The 13,584-nt window shown below is 58.3% G+C and carries 16 protein-coding genes; 5 read left to right on the forward strand and 11 right to left on the reverse strand.

Going from position 1 to position 13,584, the window contains the following annotated elements; genetic code table 11:
* Positions 1-7 precede the first annotated feature (7 nt).
* Positions 8-826, reverse strand: coding sequence for a pyrroline-5-carboxylate reductase (gene proC / locus ACOYXJ_RS11380; RefSeq protein WP_102901331.1), 819 nt, complete (start codon positions 824-826; stop codon positions 8-10).
* A gap of 23 nt (positions 827-849) precedes the next feature.
* A complete protein-coding gene (locus tag ACOYXJ_RS11385) occupies positions 850-1,536 on the reverse strand; it encodes a YggS family pyridoxal phosphate-dependent enzyme (protein WP_460369496.1) in 687 nt (228 codons plus the stop codon).
* Between the two features lie 56 nt (positions 1,537-1,592).
* On the opposite strand from ACOYXJ_RS11385, the gene ACOYXJ_RS11390 reads away from it, so the two are divergent.
* Complete coding sequence (locus ACOYXJ_RS11390) at positions 1,593-2,627, forward strand: type IV pilus twitching motility protein PilT (RefSeq protein ID WP_150793221.1); 1,035 nt, start codon at positions 1,593-1,595, stop codon at positions 2,625-2,627.
* 125 nt (positions 2,628-2,752) lie between these two features.
* Here ACOYXJ_RS11390 and ACOYXJ_RS11395 read toward each other — a convergent pair whose 3' ends face one another.
* Positions 2,753-3,370, reverse strand: a complete 618-nt coding sequence (locus ACOYXJ_RS11395; RefSeq protein ID WP_016985978.1) for a C40 family peptidase — start codon at positions 3,368-3,370, stop codon at positions 2,753-2,755.
* A 248-nt stretch (positions 3,371-3,618) separates the two neighbouring features.
* Between ACOYXJ_RS11395 and ACOYXJ_RS11400 the strand changes: the two genes are divergently transcribed.
* Entirely contained in the window at positions 3,619-4,050 is a 432-nt protein-coding gene (locus tag ACOYXJ_RS11400; protein WP_122596578.1) for an NINE protein, read from the forward strand.
* Positions 4,051-4,567: 517 nt separating this feature from the next.
* Here ACOYXJ_RS11400 and ACOYXJ_RS11405 read toward each other — a convergent pair.
* From ACOYXJ_RS11405 to gshB, 8 genes are all read right to left on the reverse strand, one after another.
* The gene (locus tag ACOYXJ_RS11405; RefSeq protein WP_460369499.1) at positions 4,568-5,554 is read right to left on the reverse strand and encodes a lipid II-degrading bacteriocin; all 987 of its coding nucleotides are present in this window, start codon (positions 5,552-5,554) and stop codon (positions 4,568-4,570) included.
* Positions 5,555-5,876: 322 nt separating this feature from the next.
* Positions 5,877-7,148, reverse strand: a complete 1,272-nt coding sequence (locus ACOYXJ_RS11410) for a dihydroorotase (RefSeq protein WP_460369501.1) — start codon at positions 7,146-7,148, stop codon at positions 5,877-5,879.
* Positions 7,145-8,149 carry an aspartate carbamoyltransferase catalytic subunit gene (locus ACOYXJ_RS11415; RefSeq protein WP_007913665.1) on the reverse strand — a complete coding sequence of 335 codons (1,005 nt, stop codon included), beginning with the start codon at positions 8,147-8,149 and terminating at the stop codon, positions 7,145-7,147. Before ACOYXJ_RS11415 ends, ACOYXJ_RS11410 begins: the two co-directional genes overlap by 4 nt.
* A 27-nt stretch (positions 8,150-8,176) precedes the next feature.
* The gene (gene pyrR, locus ACOYXJ_RS11420) at positions 8,177-8,683 is read right to left on the reverse strand and encodes a bifunctional pyr operon transcriptional regulator/uracil phosphoribosyltransferase PyrR (protein WP_064116261.1); all 507 of its coding nucleotides are present in this window, start codon (positions 8,681-8,683) and stop codon (positions 8,177-8,179) included.
* An 80-nt stretch (positions 8,684-8,763) separates the two neighbouring features.
* Complete coding sequence (gene ruvX, locus ACOYXJ_RS11425; RefSeq protein WP_064589634.1) at positions 8,764-9,201, reverse strand: Holliday junction resolvase RuvX; 438 nt, start codon at positions 9,199-9,201, stop codon at positions 8,764-8,766.
* Positions 9,201-9,773, reverse strand: a complete 573-nt coding sequence (locus ACOYXJ_RS11430) for a YqgE/AlgH family protein (protein WP_460369504.1) — start codon at positions 9,771-9,773, stop codon at positions 9,201-9,203. Before ACOYXJ_RS11430 ends, ruvX begins: the two co-directional genes overlap by 1 nt.
* 171 nt (positions 9,774-9,944) lie before the next feature.
* Entirely contained in the window at positions 9,945-10,844 is a 900-nt protein-coding gene (locus ACOYXJ_RS11435) for an energy transducer TonB (protein WP_038358807.1), read from the reverse strand.
* A gap of 107 nt (positions 10,845-10,951) precedes the next feature.
* Complete coding sequence (gshB, locus tag ACOYXJ_RS11440; RefSeq protein ID WP_038358804.1) at positions 10,952-11,923, reverse strand: glutathione synthase; 972 nt, start codon at positions 11,921-11,923, stop codon at positions 10,952-10,954.
* Positions 11,924-12,148: 225 nt separating this feature from the next.
* Here gshB and pilG point away from each other — a divergent pair, with 225 nt between their 5' ends.
* From pilG to ACOYXJ_RS11455, 3 genes are read left to right on the forward strand one after another with little or no spacing between them, the layout of a single operon-like run.
* Positions 12,149-12,553, forward strand: a complete 405-nt coding sequence (gene pilG, locus ACOYXJ_RS11445) for a twitching motility response regulator PilG (RefSeq protein WP_007913673.1) — start codon at positions 12,149-12,151, stop codon at positions 12,551-12,553.
* Between the two features lie 60 nt (positions 12,554-12,613).
* Entirely contained in the window at positions 12,614-12,979 is a 366-nt protein-coding gene (gene pilH, locus ACOYXJ_RS11450) for a twitching motility response regulator PilH (RefSeq protein WP_007913674.1), read from the forward strand.
* A gap of 10 nt (positions 12,980-12,989) precedes the next feature.
* Positions 12,990-13,529, forward strand: coding sequence for a chemotaxis protein CheW (locus tag ACOYXJ_RS11455; RefSeq protein WP_007913675.1), 540 nt, complete (start codon positions 12,990-12,992; stop codon positions 13,527-13,529).
* Positions 13,530-13,584: the final 55 nt, after the last annotated feature.

Genomic DNA, 13,584 nt, shown 5'->3' on the forward strand with positions numbered 1-13,584 from the left:
AGGCTCCTTATTTGCCCAGTTGTTCGGCCATTTCGGCCGAGCGGTGCGCGGCGGCGCCGAGTGCGGTTTCGACCAGTGCTTCAAAGCCATTGGCCTGGAATGATTTGATTGCAGCTTCCGTGGTGCCATTTGGCGAAGTTACGCGGCGGCGCAGTTCGGCGGCGTCAACATCGCTGGAGACGGCCATGTGTGCGGCGCCGAGTGCGGTCTGCAGGGTCAGTTGTTCGGCGATGTCTTTAGGCAGACCGAGTTTGACGCCGGCGGCGGTCATGGCTTCGATCAGCAGGAAGAAATAGGCCGGGCCGGAACCGGAAACGGCAGTGACTGCGTCCAGTTGCTGTTCTTCGTTGAGCCACAGTGCGATACCGACGGCGGACAGCAGCTCTTCAGCTTGCTGACGCTGCTCGGCGGTCACTTCGCTGGTCGCGTACAAACCGCTGACGCCCTGACGCAGCAGCGCCGGGGTGTTTGGCATGCAGCGCACGATCGGCTGCTCGCCGAGCCACGCGGTCATGCTTGCGCAGGTGATGCCCGCTGCGATCGATACCACCAATTGATTCGGCTTCAGGCTCGGGCGAATCGCTTCGCACACGGTTTTCATGGCCTGCGGCTTGACCGCCAGTACGATCACATCGACGCCGTCGATGGCCTGGGCGTTGTCGGCGAAAGTTTCGATGCCGTGTTCGGCACTGACCTTGGCGCGGGTTTCTTCACCCGGGTCGCTGGCACGGATCTGTCCGGCTTCCAGCCCCTTGGCACGGAGGCCGCCAATCAGACTGGCCGCCATGTTGCCCGCACCGATAAACGCAATACGTGTGTTGCTCATGTGTGGTCCTTATCTGGAATGGTTCAAGACTGGGAATAATCGCGGGCGCCAAACAGGGCGGTACCGATACGCACCCAAGTGGCGCCTTGGGCAATGGCCGACTCGAGGTCGTGACTCATGCCCATGGACAGTGTGTCGAGCGGCAGAGCGAGGCTCGCCTGCAATTTCTGCACGGCGGCGAAGGCCGCGTCCTGCTCGGCGCGGTCGTCGGTTGGCTCGGGAATCGCCATCAAGCCGCGCAGTTTCAGGCGCGGCAAAGCGCTGATGGCAGCGGCCAATGCCGGCAGATCGTCAGGCGTGCAGCCGGACTTGCTGGCTTCACCGCTGACGTTGACCTGAATGCAGATGTTCAGCGGCGGCAGCTCGGCCGGGCGCTGTTCGGACAGACGTTGAGCGATTTTCAGACGATCCACGGAGTGCACCCAGTCGAAATGCTCGGCGATGGCGCGAGTCTTGTTCGATTGAATGGGGCCGATGAAGTGCCAGATCAAGGGCAGGTCGGCCAGTTCGAGCTGTTTGCCCAGGGCTTCCTGCAGGTAGTTCTCGCCAAAGTCGCGCAGGCCGGCGGCATACGCTTCGCGCAGCGCTTCGGCGGGTTTGGTTTTGCTCACGGCGAGCAACTGGACGCTGTTTTCAGGACGGTGTGCGGCTTGGGTCGCGGTCTGGATGCGCGAACCAACGTGGAAAATGTTGTCTGCTATCGTGGACATCAAGAGGCGCCAGCGGTCTGAAGGTTCGCGGCATTCTACTGGAATTGAGGAGCGCTATGGATATCACTGAATTGCTGGCCTTCAGCGCCAAACAGGGCGCTTCCGACCTGCACCTGTCGGCCGGTCTGCCGCCGATGATCCGTGTCGATGGCGATGTGCGGCGGATCAATCTGCCGGCGCTGGATCACAAGCAAGTGCACGAACTGATCTACGACATCATGAACGACACCCAGCGGGTCGACTTCGAGAAACATCTGGAAACCGACTTTTCCTTCGAAGTGCCGGGCGTGGCGCGCTTTCGGGTCAATGCCTTCAACCAGAACCGTGGCGCCGGGGCGGTGTTTCGTACCATTCCGTCGAAGGTGTTGAGCATGGAAGATCTGGCCATGGGCGACGTCTTCCGCAAGATCACCGATGCGCCGCGCGGGCTGGTGCTGGTCACCGGGCCGACCGGTTCCGGCAAATCGACCACGTTGGCGGCGATGATCGATTACCTCAACACCCATCGGCATCACCACATTCTGACCATTGAAGACCCGATCGAATTTGTTCACGAATCGCGCAAATGCCTGATCAATCAGCGCGAAGTCCATCGTGATACCCGCAGTTTCGCCACCGCTCTGCGCTCGGCGTTGCGCGAAGACCCGGACGTGATTCTGGTCGGCGAGATGCGTGACCTGGAAACCATTCGCCTGGCACTGACCGCAGCCGAAACCGGGCATCTGGTGTTCGGCACGCTGCACACCACCTCAGCGGCGAAAACCATTGACCGGGTGGTCGACGTGTTCCCCGGCGACGAGAAGTCGATGGTGCGTTCGATGCTGTCGGAGTCGTTGCTGGCGGTGGTCTCGCAGACGCTGATCAAGAAGATCGGCGGCGGACGGGTGGCGGCGCACGAGATCATGCTGGGCACGTCGGCGATCCGTAACCTGATTCGCGAGGACAAGGTCGCGCAGATGTATTCGGCGATTCAGACGGGTGGGTCGTTGGGTATGCAGACACTGGACATGTGCCTGAAGGATCTGCTGACCAAGGGCTTGATCAGCCGCGACCATGCGCGGGAGAAGGCGCGTACGCCGGATAATTTCTGAGGGAGTGATCGTTCCCACGCTTTGCGTGGGAATGCAGCCCGGGACGCTCTGCGTCCCTGCCGAAGCGGACGCGGAGCGTCAATTGAGGCATTCCCACGCGGAGCGTGGGAACGATTGGTATGGTGTTAGCGCTGAACCACGCGCATCTGGCTCTGCTCTTTCGGCAACACACGCTTGGCAACCACGTAATGCTGCTGCCAGTACGGCTTGTTCAGCGTATCGATGCTCACCGCTTTGCCACGACGCGGGGCGTGGATGAAGCGGTCGTTGCCCAGGTAGATGGCAACGTGGTTGACCCGACGGCTCTTGATGTTGAAGAAAATCAGGTCGCCTGGCTTGAGATCCTTGCGCTCGACTTTCTCGCCGTGGCCGCTGGCCATGGCATTCGAGGTACGTGGCAGGTCGAACGTGGCGTCGTTGAACGCGTATTTCACCAGACCGCTGCAATCGAAGCCTTTACTTGGGCTGCTGCCGCCCCAACGATAAGGTGTACCGAGGACGTTCACCGCACGGCTCAGCACATTGCTGCTTTCCTTGCTCGCCATCGGTGGCACCAGCTTGCTGTGGCTCTTGCTGCTCAGCGTGGTGGTTTTGCTTTTGCTGCTTTTGCTCGAAGGAGCCGAAGCATGGGATTTAGGGGTAAAGCCGTTAACGTTAGGAAGACGTTGCTCACGATTGGTGGCGTGGGCGGCCAGTGGCATTAATAGGCAGATGGTTAGCCATGTCTTGAAAAATGGTCGCATTAGGCGTGGCTCTTAAGTGATAGCGCGCAACTTTATAACAGAGTTTTTTTTCATTCCGAGGCCGTTGGTCGATTCAGTTGGAGGCCAACGGAACCAAATAAGCGGCAAATGGACGCAATTGTCGGACAGAAGTCAGGTGCTATAAGGCTTTGACGGTAGCAACGGTAACATTTGCCGTACGTCGGCTACCTGTAAAAAAGTCACAAAGAATTCAAGAATATTTATCTATCGTGTGAATCGAGGTCTTCATGAACCCCTATCAACAATTTGTTCAGCAGCAAGATACGCACAGCAAAATCATCGGTTATCTGCTGTGGATTTTCGGTTTTACCGGCGCTCACCGCTTCTATTACGGCAAACCGGTGACCGGGACGATCTGGTTTTTCACCTTCGGTTTGCTGGGCATTGGCTGGCTGATCGACCTGTTCTTGATCCCGGCAATGGATCGCGAGGCGGATTTGCGTTTTACCGCCGGGCCGATCGAATACAACGTGGCGTGGATTCTGCTGACGTTCCTCGGAGCATTGGGTGTGCACCGGATGTATCAGGGGAAATGGATCAGTGGCCTGATCTATCTGCTGACGGGCGGGTTGTTCTTTCTGGGTGTGCTGTATGACTTCTGGACGCTGAATGATCAAGTCTCGGTGCGTAACGCGCAGAATCGCGGTGCTTTCCAGTAAACAGGAGAGACTTGCCAGACCGCTTAGACGAACGGTTTGGCAAGTTACTCAAAGAGTTGTTTTGCTAATGTGTTATTTAGATTGGGCAAATGTGCTTGCCTGAAAAGCGATAAACGCGATTGCGCTAGCAACGTAAAATATTGCGATGAGCGCATGGTGCGGGATCGACCAATAAACAATACTTCCTACAAGAATCACCAGTGACACCGAGGCAAGCAAATATGCTGGTATTTTTCGGATTAGACTTGCAGAGAAGCGAGTGCGTGACTTTCGCAATAATAGAATCTGCATTAGGTGGTTAAGTGTCAGTGTCAGCCATATAGCAAACAATACGATAAAAGGGATGCCGATTGAATCTTGTTTGGCATCGTATATTTGTGCCTCGAGATTTTTAGTGAGTATGAATGCGCCGGTGCAAAATGTGACTGCGAGCAAAATGAGATACGTACAACTCGAAAATTTATAGAATCTCTTCATTTGAGCTCCACTGAGCGGGCGTCGAAGATTTTATTAAAGTCTACGGGGTCGGTTGAAAGCCAGTTCCGGTGAGCCGTATTTTTTGCTCGCCGAAAATATCGATCTCGTAATGCGTTCCGGAGAATACTCTACCGGCTGTTGTTAAGACTTCAAGCGCTGTTGATCTGTTGCTGGCGTCGAAATCATAAGTATCGGTATACGCTCTGACGACGCCATCGAAAATCCAGGATCCTTGTACATCTCGCGTGAAACTTCCTTCCATGCTCAACGTTATTCTTCCTAGGTAAGCTCCGGTGACGTTGCTGTCATTGATGGTTGCGTAAGGGATCTTCGGATCAGATAAATAATAGGTACCGGCCTCTCGGGTGCTGGCAATTGAATTGGCCAGTAGCGGCAGTTCGTTGGCCCTGACGTTCAGGCCGATATTGTTAATGCTCACTCTCATCCTCTCCCCGTTCCCCCACAGGTAGTGGGCGAAAGCTTTAATCGGGCTGAAAGTGCCTCCCGACAACTCGGTAGTCAATGTTTCGTAATTTAAATTGTATGGAGCTGTCGCTGAAACTTTGATCAGTGCTTCTATCGGGCTCAGTTTCTGCTGCGCAGCAAATGCATCGGCCAAACTGAAATTTATAATCTTGTTCTTAAAGTAGCCGTGGCTAATAACAGCGGCGCTGTTGAGTAGGTAGTTATCGCTTTCAGTGATTCTCCACAGGTCACGAATACCTCCCAGAGCATCGTTATTTATTGCCTTGTTCACCATTTGGAGCTCATAGGTGAAAGCTTTGATGCCAGATTTCATTTCCAGCCAGGAATGGAACATATCCATTTCCGCTGAAGACAACACAGGCCCATCGCTTAAGGGGAGTGAGTAGGTTTGACCATCATGATTGATAATGGCTTCTCCAGTGCCCTGCCAATCTGCCGTGGCGTAGGTTCCCCAGCTAAAACCATGGTTAACTGTAAAGCCACCAGAATTCCCTGTTGTGCCCCTGGTGACGATAGGTGGAAGCGTAAGTCCGTTTCTCATATCTTCATCCTTGTTGATAATTGTCGCCCTTTTTGCAGGTTTTATATTAGGGGTGGCGTATTAAACTTGGATATGGAAATTTTGTAGTCTGTTTCTGATTGTGCCGAGGTTATTTTCGTAGGAAAGAAAGGTGTCGGAAATTTCTTTGTGGCTCGCGTGCCTTTTCCTACACCTGTTGATGGAGGGCAATTAGCGGGAGTTAGACGAGTGTATGTGCTGGTTCAAGAAGGGAGCTGAGCGGAATTTCAGTAATTAGACAATTTGGTGTTACTAACCGAAGTCCAACAGATCGCAGCCCATTACAGGCTGCGATCATTAGAGTTTACGCTTGGTGACTGATCCGCCCATCCACCAGCGTGTATCGAACCACACCCGGCAAAGTGTGCCCTATGAACGGGCAATTCTCACCCTTCGACAACCAGCCTTCACCGGCCACCGTCGAAGCCTGCGGATCGAACAGCACGATATCCGCCGCCCCACCCACCGCCAGTTTGCCAGCCGGCAGACGCAGCGCTTCAGCCGGGCCTGCGCTCAAACGCGCCAGCAAGGTCGGCAGATCGAGCAAACCATCCTCAACCAGCGTCATCGCCAGCGGCAGCAGCAACTCAACACTGCTGATGCCCGGCTCGGTCGCGCCGAACGGCGCCAGTTTGGCGTCGCGTTCGTGCGGCTGGTGATGGCTGGAAATCGCCGAGACCACGCCGGACTTCACTGCCTCTCGCAGACCGTCGCGGTCAGCGCGGGTACGCAGCGGCGGTTGCACGTGATAGAGGCTGCTGAAATCGATCAGCGCTTCGTCGGTCAGAATCAGCTGATACAACGCGACATCCGCCGTCACCTTCAAGCCACGGGCCTGCGCCTGAGCGATCAGGGCGACGCCGCGAGCGCTGGTCAACTGGCTGAAGTGCGCACGCACGCCGGTCTGCTCAACCAGTAGCAGGTCGCGGGCCAATGCCACGGTTTCAGCGGTTTCCGGAATCCCCGGCAGGCCGAGGAAACTGGCGACGGCGCCTTCGTGGGCCAAGCCACCTTCAGCCAGATCATGATCCTGCGAGTTGAAGATCACTGTCAGGTCGAAGGTCGCTGCGTATTCCAGCGCCCGGCACAAGGTGCGAGTGTTGCGGAAACTCTCCAGACCGTTGCCGAACGCCACGCAGCCAGCGTCGCGCAGCGCCACCAGTTCAGCCAGTTGCTCGCCGTCCAGACCTTTGCTCAGCGCGCCAATCGGAAACACCTTGGTGTTGCCGGCTTCGCGGGCGCGGTCGAGGATCAGTTCGGCCACGGCGGAGGTGTCGAGCACCGGTTTGGTTTTCGGCGGGCAGCACAGGCTGGTCACACCACCGGCGGCCGCTGCGCGGGTTTCGCTGATGATCGAGCCTTTGCGGCTGTAACCCGGCTCACGCAGGGCCACGTTCAGGTCAACGAGGCCCGGAGCGGCGACAAGGCCTTGGGCATCAATGGTTTCTACTGCGCTGAAACCGGCCGGGGCGGCGCCGAGGGCGACGATCTTGCAGGCTTCAACGTGAATGTCGGTAACTTGATCCAGGCCGCTGCTTGGATCGATGACGCGTGCGCCGAGAATGCTGAGCTTCACTGGGCGTTCTCCTGCTCGAATTGGCGCTGGGCGGTTTGCCCGCTCATGGCCATGGACAGCACAGCCATACGAATTGCGATGCCGTAGGTGACCTGATTGAGGATCACCGAGTGCGGGCCGTCGGCCACGGCGGACTCGATCTCCACCCCCCGGTTGATCGGCCCCGGGTGCATGACGATGCAATCCGGTTTAGCCCCGGCCAGACGCGCGGTGGTCAGGCCGAACAGACGGTAGAACTCGCCTTCGCTCGGCAGCAGGCCGCCGGTCATGCGTTCACGCTGCAAGCGCAACATGATCACCACATCGACGTCCTTCAGGCCTTCGGTCATGTCGGTGTAGACCTTCACGCCGTATTGCTCGATGCCGATCGGCAGCAGGGTTTTCGGCGCAATCACGCGGATGTCCGGGCAACCGAGGGTTTTCAGCGCGAGCATGTTCGAGCGCGCGACCCGCGAGTGCAGGATGTCGCCGACGATGGCCACCGAGAGGTTTTCGAAGCCGCCCTTGTGCCGACGGATGGTGAGCATGTCGAGCATGCCCTGCGTCGGGTGCGCGTGACGGCCGTCGCCGCCGTTGATGATCGCCACTTGCGGGCAAACATGTTCGGCGATGAAGTGCGCGGCGCCGGAATCACCGTGGCGCACGACGAACATGTCAGCGGCCATGGCTTCAAGGTTGCGCAGGGTGTCGAGCAGCGTTTCGCCCTTGCTTGCCGACGAGGTCGACACGTTCAGGGTGATCACGTCTGCCGACAGCCGCTGGGCCGCCAGTTCGAAAGTGGTGCGGGTGCGCGTGGAGTTTTCGAAGAATACGTTGCACACGGTCTTGCCGCGCAGCAACGGGACTTTCTTCACCGCCCGGGCACCGACTTCGAGGAACGAGTCGGCAGTGTCGAGGATTTCCGTCAGCAACTCGCGGCGCAGGCCGTCGAGCGAGAGGAAGTGGCGCAGCTGGCCCTGATCATTGAGCTGCAGCGGGCGCTTGGTATCTAGAGGCGTCATCGCGAAGGGGACTCTCAATAGGGCGGATTAAAGGTTGAAGTCTTGCAGTTCGAGCGTCAGCGGCTCGGGGCCGGACAGCTTCACCCGTTCGTGAGCGGCCAGCGACAAGGTCGCGCCGACCACGTTCGGGCGGATCGGCAGCTCACCGGCGTCGAGGTCCAGCAGGCAGACCAGGGTCACGCTGGCCGGGCGGCCGTAATCGAACAATTCGTTCATGGCGGCGCGGATGGTGCGGCCGCTCATCAATACATCGTCAATCAGCACCAGATGCTGGCCTTCGATCTCGAAGGGCAGGGCGGACGGGCGCACTTGCGGGTGCAGACCGTTCTGGCTGAAGTCGTCGCGGTAGAAGGACACATCCAGCGTGCCCAGTGGCGCGTCGCTGCCCAGTTCCTTGAGCAAGGCCTGCGCGACCCAGATGCCGCCGGTGCGGATGCCGATGTAACGCGGTTCAGTGATGTCACGCTGGGCAAGGTGCGCCTTGAGGCGGGTCGCCATCTGGCTGATCAGATCGGCGGGATTTGGCAGGCTCATGGTTGCTCCTTGTTGGGGGCGAGTCAGGTCCTTGGACGCAACTCGGTTTTTCACTCAAAAGAAAAGCGCCGAAGCGCTTGTCAGGATTCAAACAATGCAGTGTTTTCATCGAGCCAGCCCTGCAACAGCAGAGCGGCGGCGATGGCGTCCACCGGGTTGTCGCGGTAACTGCCTTTCTGACCGCCACGGGCCAGTCGCTCGCCCTTGGCTTCAAACGTGGTCAGGCGTTCGTCGTGGGTATAGAACGGCAGATTGAAGCGGCCATTGAGGCGGCGGGCGAATTTTTCTGCGCGTACGCACATGTCGCTCGGTGTGCCGTCCATGTTCAGCGGCAGACCAACGACGACAGCGTCGGGCTTCCATTCTTTGATAAGGGCTTCGACCTGGTTCCAGTCCGGCACACCGTTTTGTGCCTTCAAGGTGCACAGCTCGCGGGCCTGGCCGGTAATCACCTGGCCGACCGCGACGCCGATCTGTTTGGTGCCGTAGTCGAAGCCGAGAATCAGGCGCAGGGCCATCAGGCGTGACCTGCCTGGCTGGTCAGCAGGCTGAGGTTGATCCCCAAGTGCCTGGCTGCCGCTTCGAGGCGCAGTTCGCTGCTGGTGTTGAAGAGAATATCGGCGTCGTACGTGCAGTTCAGCCAGGCGTTGTCGGCGAGTTCCGCTTCCAGCTGCCCGGCTTCCCAACCGGCGTAACCGAGGGCAATCAGGCTTTTCGTCGGGCCGACGCCGTCAGCGATGGCGAACAGCACGTCCTGCGAGGTCGACAGGGCCAGGTCGCCGTCCAGCTGTGCGGTGGCCTGGAAGGTTTTGCCCGCCGGGTGTAGAACAAAGCCGCGATCGGTCTGCACCGGGCCGCCGATAAAGATCGGTACGTGTTGGCACAGTGCTGGCGGGTCGATGTCCGGGCGCAATTGCTCAAGGATGTCGGCCAGATTCAGCTCTTGCGGTCGGTTGACCACAATCCCCATAGCGCCATTGGCCGTGTGCTCGACGATGTAGGTCAAGGTGTGGGCAAAGTTCGGGTCGGCCATGTGTGGCATGGCGATCAGGAATTGATGCTTGAGGTAGCTGGGGCTGACGTTTTTCATGTGCGCTAGTGTGGCGTTCGGGGGGCAAACTGACAAGCTGGAGATGTATGCAACACACCGATCAACTGTAGGAGTGAGCCTGCTCGCGATAGCGGTGTGTCAGTCAAATGTTCAGGTTCTGACATACCGCTATCGCGAGCAGGCTCACTCCTACAAGGGGTCTGTGGTGTGTCAGTTGCTCGAGAGCTTGTCGCCCCGGGCAAATTTCCAGGTACGAATGATTTCCAGACGGTCGATATCCGACAAGTCCCCGGTAAACGGCGCAAACGGTGCCGCCAGTCGGACAATGCGCTGCGCCGCCTGATCCAGCAGCGGCTGGCCGGACGATTCCAGCACCAGCACTTCATACAGCGAGCCGTCGCGGTTGATCGAGACCATCAGGCGCAAATTGCCGTAGATCTGCTTGCGCCGTGCTTCCTCGGGGTAATTGAGGTTACCGATGCGCTCAACCTTCTTGCGCCAGTCATCCTTGTACCAGGCACCCTTGTCACGCATGGTCGACGCCGCGCTCAAGCGGTGAATACGCGGACGCTTGGCGTAGAGCTGTTGTTCCTTGGCCAGTTCCGCTTCGAGGCTGGCGATGTCGCTGGACAGCTGCGAGCTGTCGAATTCCGGCGCATCGACCGTCGGTTTGACCTCGGTCTTGCTTTCTTCTTTCTTGGTCGGCGCTTTTTTCGGTTTCGGCGCAACCGTGGTCACCGCAGCCTTCGGCGCAGCTTCCTGCACTTCCGGCTTGGCGGCCGGTGGCGGGGTGACTTTTTTGACCTGATTGTCCTGGAACGGCGCGACCTCGGTGGTCTTGGGGATCGCCTTCTTGTCCAGCGTGCCGCTGCCTTCCTGATGCTCTTGGGCGAGAAAATCAGCCTTCTCTGGCTTCTTTTCGCTTTTGAAGGTGGCGAGGGTGATTTCCAGGGTTTTGCTGATTTGCTTGGGCTCGACCATCGTGAAGCCGACGCCGAGCAGCAGCGCCAAATGGATCAGCGCCGCGAGAAACAGGGTAAAACCGAGGCGATCGGCCGGGCGCACGCCACGGTGGGCGAGTTCTGCGGGCAGATCGGACGGGAGGGTCATGACAAGAAAACCAACATCGCGTTTTTCAGAGGCTGCGCATGATAACGCAATGTTGGTTTCACGCCTTGGGCTTCACGCTTCAAGCGACAGACTGCATGTGACGTGCATCAAGCTTGTGGCATTTTGCCGGCGGCTTGCAGCTTCTTGGCGATTGCATCCATCAACATGCCGCCAATGTCGGTGCCGAAGGCGTTGTCGATTTCACGGATGCAGGTCGGGCTGGTCACGTTGATTTCGGTGAGGCTTTCACCGATCACATCGAGACCAACGAACAGCAGGCCTTTCTCACGCAGGGTCGGGCCTACCTGTGCAGCAATCCAGCGATCCTTGTCAGTCAGCGGCCGCGCTTCACCCCGGCCACCGGCGGCCAGGTTGCCACGGGTTTCGCCCTGTGCCGGAATCCGCGCCAGGCAGTAATCCACCGGCTCGCCGTCGATCATCAGGATGCGTTTGTCGCCGTCCTTGATTGCCGGCAGGTAAGCCTGGCCCATGATCTGCTGGCCACCGAGGGCGGTCAGGGTTTCCAGAATCACCGACAGGTTCGGGTCGCCCGCGCGGTGACGGAAGATCGACGTGCCGCCCATGCCGTCCAGCGGCTTGAGGATCACGTCGCCGTGCTTGGCGGCGAATTCACGCAGCACGTCGGCGCGGCGGCTGACGATGGTCGGCGGCGTGCACTGCGGGAACAGCGTGGCGAACAGCTTTTCATTGCAGTCGCGCAGGCTCTGCGGCTTGTTCACCACCAACACACCGGCGGTTTCGGCCTGTTCGAGCAGGTAGGTGGAGTAGACGAACTCCATGTCGAACGGTGGATCCTTGCGCATCAGGATCACGTCCAGATCGCTCAGCAGGTTGTCCTGCTCGGCGTCCAGTTCGAACCATTTTTCCGGGTTGGCGAAGACTTTCAGCGGCTTCATCCGCGCCCGTGCCTGACCTTCACCCTGGTACAGGTCGCGCTGTTCCATATAGAACAGTTCCCAGCCACGCTTCTGCGCGGCCAGCAGCATGGCCAGCGAGCTATCCTTTTTATAGGAGATGCTGGCGATAGGGTCCATGACAATCCCGACGCGAACGCTCATTGGGTTTTCCTCGAAAATTGGCTACCGGATCGGTATTGAAAAAGTGCCGCCAGAGTGGCGCCGGGCGGGTTTTCGGTCAAGGAAAAACCCGTCGATAGATTGCATCTGGAGACTGTGCTAAAAAGGCTGCCATGCCGTGCTGGCCCTTGAGCATCAAGGGTTTCCAGCCATCAGTCATCGCAAAACGGACAATTTGATTCGCAAAGGCGACGGTAGAGCCCTCTTATGGAACAGCAGTCCAGCGCCTTGAAGGTCATGGTGATCGATGACTCGAAAACGATTCGTCGCACCGCCGAAACATTGTTGAAGAATGTCGGTTGCGAAGTGATCACGGCGATCGACGGTTTCGACGCCTTGGCCAAGATCGCCGATAACCATCCCGGGATCATTTTTGTCGACATCATGATGCCGCGTCTGGATGGTTATCAGACCTGCGCTTTAATCAAGAACAACAGTGCGTTCAAGGCCACGCCGGTGATCATGCTGTCATCGCGTGACGGGCTGTTCGACAAGGCCAAGGGGCGGATTGTCGGATCTGATCAATTTTTGACCAAGCCTTTCAGCAAGGAAGAACTGCTCAACGCGATCCAGGCCCATGTTCCGGGCTTCGCCGCCGTTTTGCCGCAGTAAGACACGTACAGTGACGCTCGGCCAGCGGGCCGGGCGTCGACAAGAAAAATGGGGAAAACCATGGCACGTATCCTGATCGTCGATGATTCGCCGACTGAAATGTACAAACTCACCGGCATGCTCGAAAAGCACGGCCATGAAGTGTTGAAGGCCGAGAATGGCGCCGACGGCGTGGCCCTGGCCCGTCAGGAAAAACCCGACGCGGTATTGATGGACATCGTCATGCCCGGTCTCAATGGTTTTCAGGCCACCCGCCAGTTGACCAAGGATGCCGACACCAGCCACATCCCGGTGATCATCATCACCACCAAGGATCAGGAAACCGACAAGGTTTGGGGCACCCGTCAGGGCGCCAAGGACTACCTGACCAAACCGGTCGACGAAGACACCCTGATCAAGACCCTGAACAACGTACTCAAAGGCTGATCGCGCGACCATGAGCGAATCGCTGACCGCGTTCGAACTGCTCTGGCAGATCGACCAGCGCTGCCGCTTGCTGGCGGCGGACTTGCCGTCGCAACCGGCGCGCCAGGATCGCTGGAGCGGCATCGGCTTTCGCCTCGGCGAGCATTGGTATGTGGCGCCGATGGGCGAAGTCAGCGAAGTGCTGCACGAACCGCGCTTCACTCAATTGCCCGGGGTCAAGCCGTGGGTCAAAGGTGTGGCTAACCTGCGCGGGCGGCTGTTGCCGATCATGGATTTGTGCGGATTTTTCGGTCATGAACTGTCGCCGCTGCGTAAACAGCGGCGGGTCCTGGTGGTCGAGCATGGCGATGTGTTTGCCGGGTTGATGGTCGATGAGGTGATTGGTCTGCAGCATTTCGAGCAGGACAGCTTTGAACCGATCTCGATCAGCAAGCGCCAGGGCTCCAAGGCCGAGTTCGTCAAAGGCTATTTCCGCCGTGAGCAGAACTGGCGGGTGTTCAGCCTGTTTGCCCTGGCGAAATCCCCGGTGTTCATGAGCGTCGCGATATAACAGATTCAACACCGTCCCCTGTGGGAGCGAGCCTGCTCGCGAAGAGGGCGTGTCA

Source organism: Pseudomonas sp. Tul2A7 (assembly GCF_054790505.1).

Coding starts and splice junctions, on each gene's coding strand:
- ACOYXJ_RS11395 (WP_016985978.1), bottom strand. CDS start 3,370: ATGCGACCATTTTTCAAGACATGGCTAACCATCTGCCTATTAATGCCA.
- proC (WP_102901331.1), bottom strand. CDS start 826: ATGAGCAACACACGTATTGCGTTTATCGGTGCGGGCAACATGGCGGCC.
- ACOYXJ_RS11435 (WP_038358807.1), bottom strand. CDS start 10,844: ATGACCCTCCCGTCCGATCTGCCCGCAGAACTCGCCCACCGTGGCGTG.
- ACOYXJ_RS11415 (WP_007913665.1), bottom strand. CDS start 8,149: ATGACGCCTCTAGATACCAAGCGCCCGCTGCAGCTCAATGATCAGGGC.
- ACOYXJ_RS11400 (WP_122596578.1), top strand. CDS start 3,619: ATGAACCCCTATCAACAATTTGTTCAGCAGCAAGATACGCACAGCAAA.
- ruvX (WP_064589634.1), bottom strand. CDS start 9,201: ATGGCCCTGCGCCTGATTCTCGGCTTCGACTACGGCACCAAACAGATC.
- ACOYXJ_RS11405 (WP_460369499.1), bottom strand. CDS start 5,554: ATGAGAAACGGACTTACGCTTCCACCTATCGTCACCAGGGGCACAACA.
- pyrR (WP_064116261.1), bottom strand. CDS start 8,683: ATGAGCCTGCCAAATCCCGCCGATCTGATCAGCCAGATGGCGACCCGC.
- ACOYXJ_RS11385 (WP_460369496.1), bottom strand. CDS start 1,536: ATGTCCACGATAGCAGACAACATTTTCCACGTTGGTTCGCGCATCCAG.
- ACOYXJ_RS11430 (WP_460369504.1), bottom strand. CDS start 9,773: ATGAAAAACGTCAGCCCCAGCTACCTCAAGCATCAATTCCTGATCGCC.
- ACOYXJ_RS11455 (WP_007913675.1), top strand. CDS start 12,990: ATGAGCGAATCGCTGACCGCGTTCGAACTGCTCTGGCAGATCGACCAG.
- ACOYXJ_RS11390 (WP_150793221.1), top strand. CDS start 1,593: ATGGATATCACTGAATTGCTGGCCTTCAGCGCCAAACAGGGCGCTTCC.
- pilG (WP_007913673.1), top strand. CDS start 12,149: ATGGAACAGCAGTCCAGCGCCTTGAAGGTCATGGTGATCGATGACTCG.
- pilH (WP_007913674.1), top strand. CDS start 12,614: ATGGCACGTATCCTGATCGTCGATGATTCGCCGACTGAAATGTACAAA.
- gshB (WP_038358804.1), bottom strand. CDS start 11,923: ATGAGCGTTCGCGTCGGGATTGTCATGGACCCTATCGCCAGCATCTCC.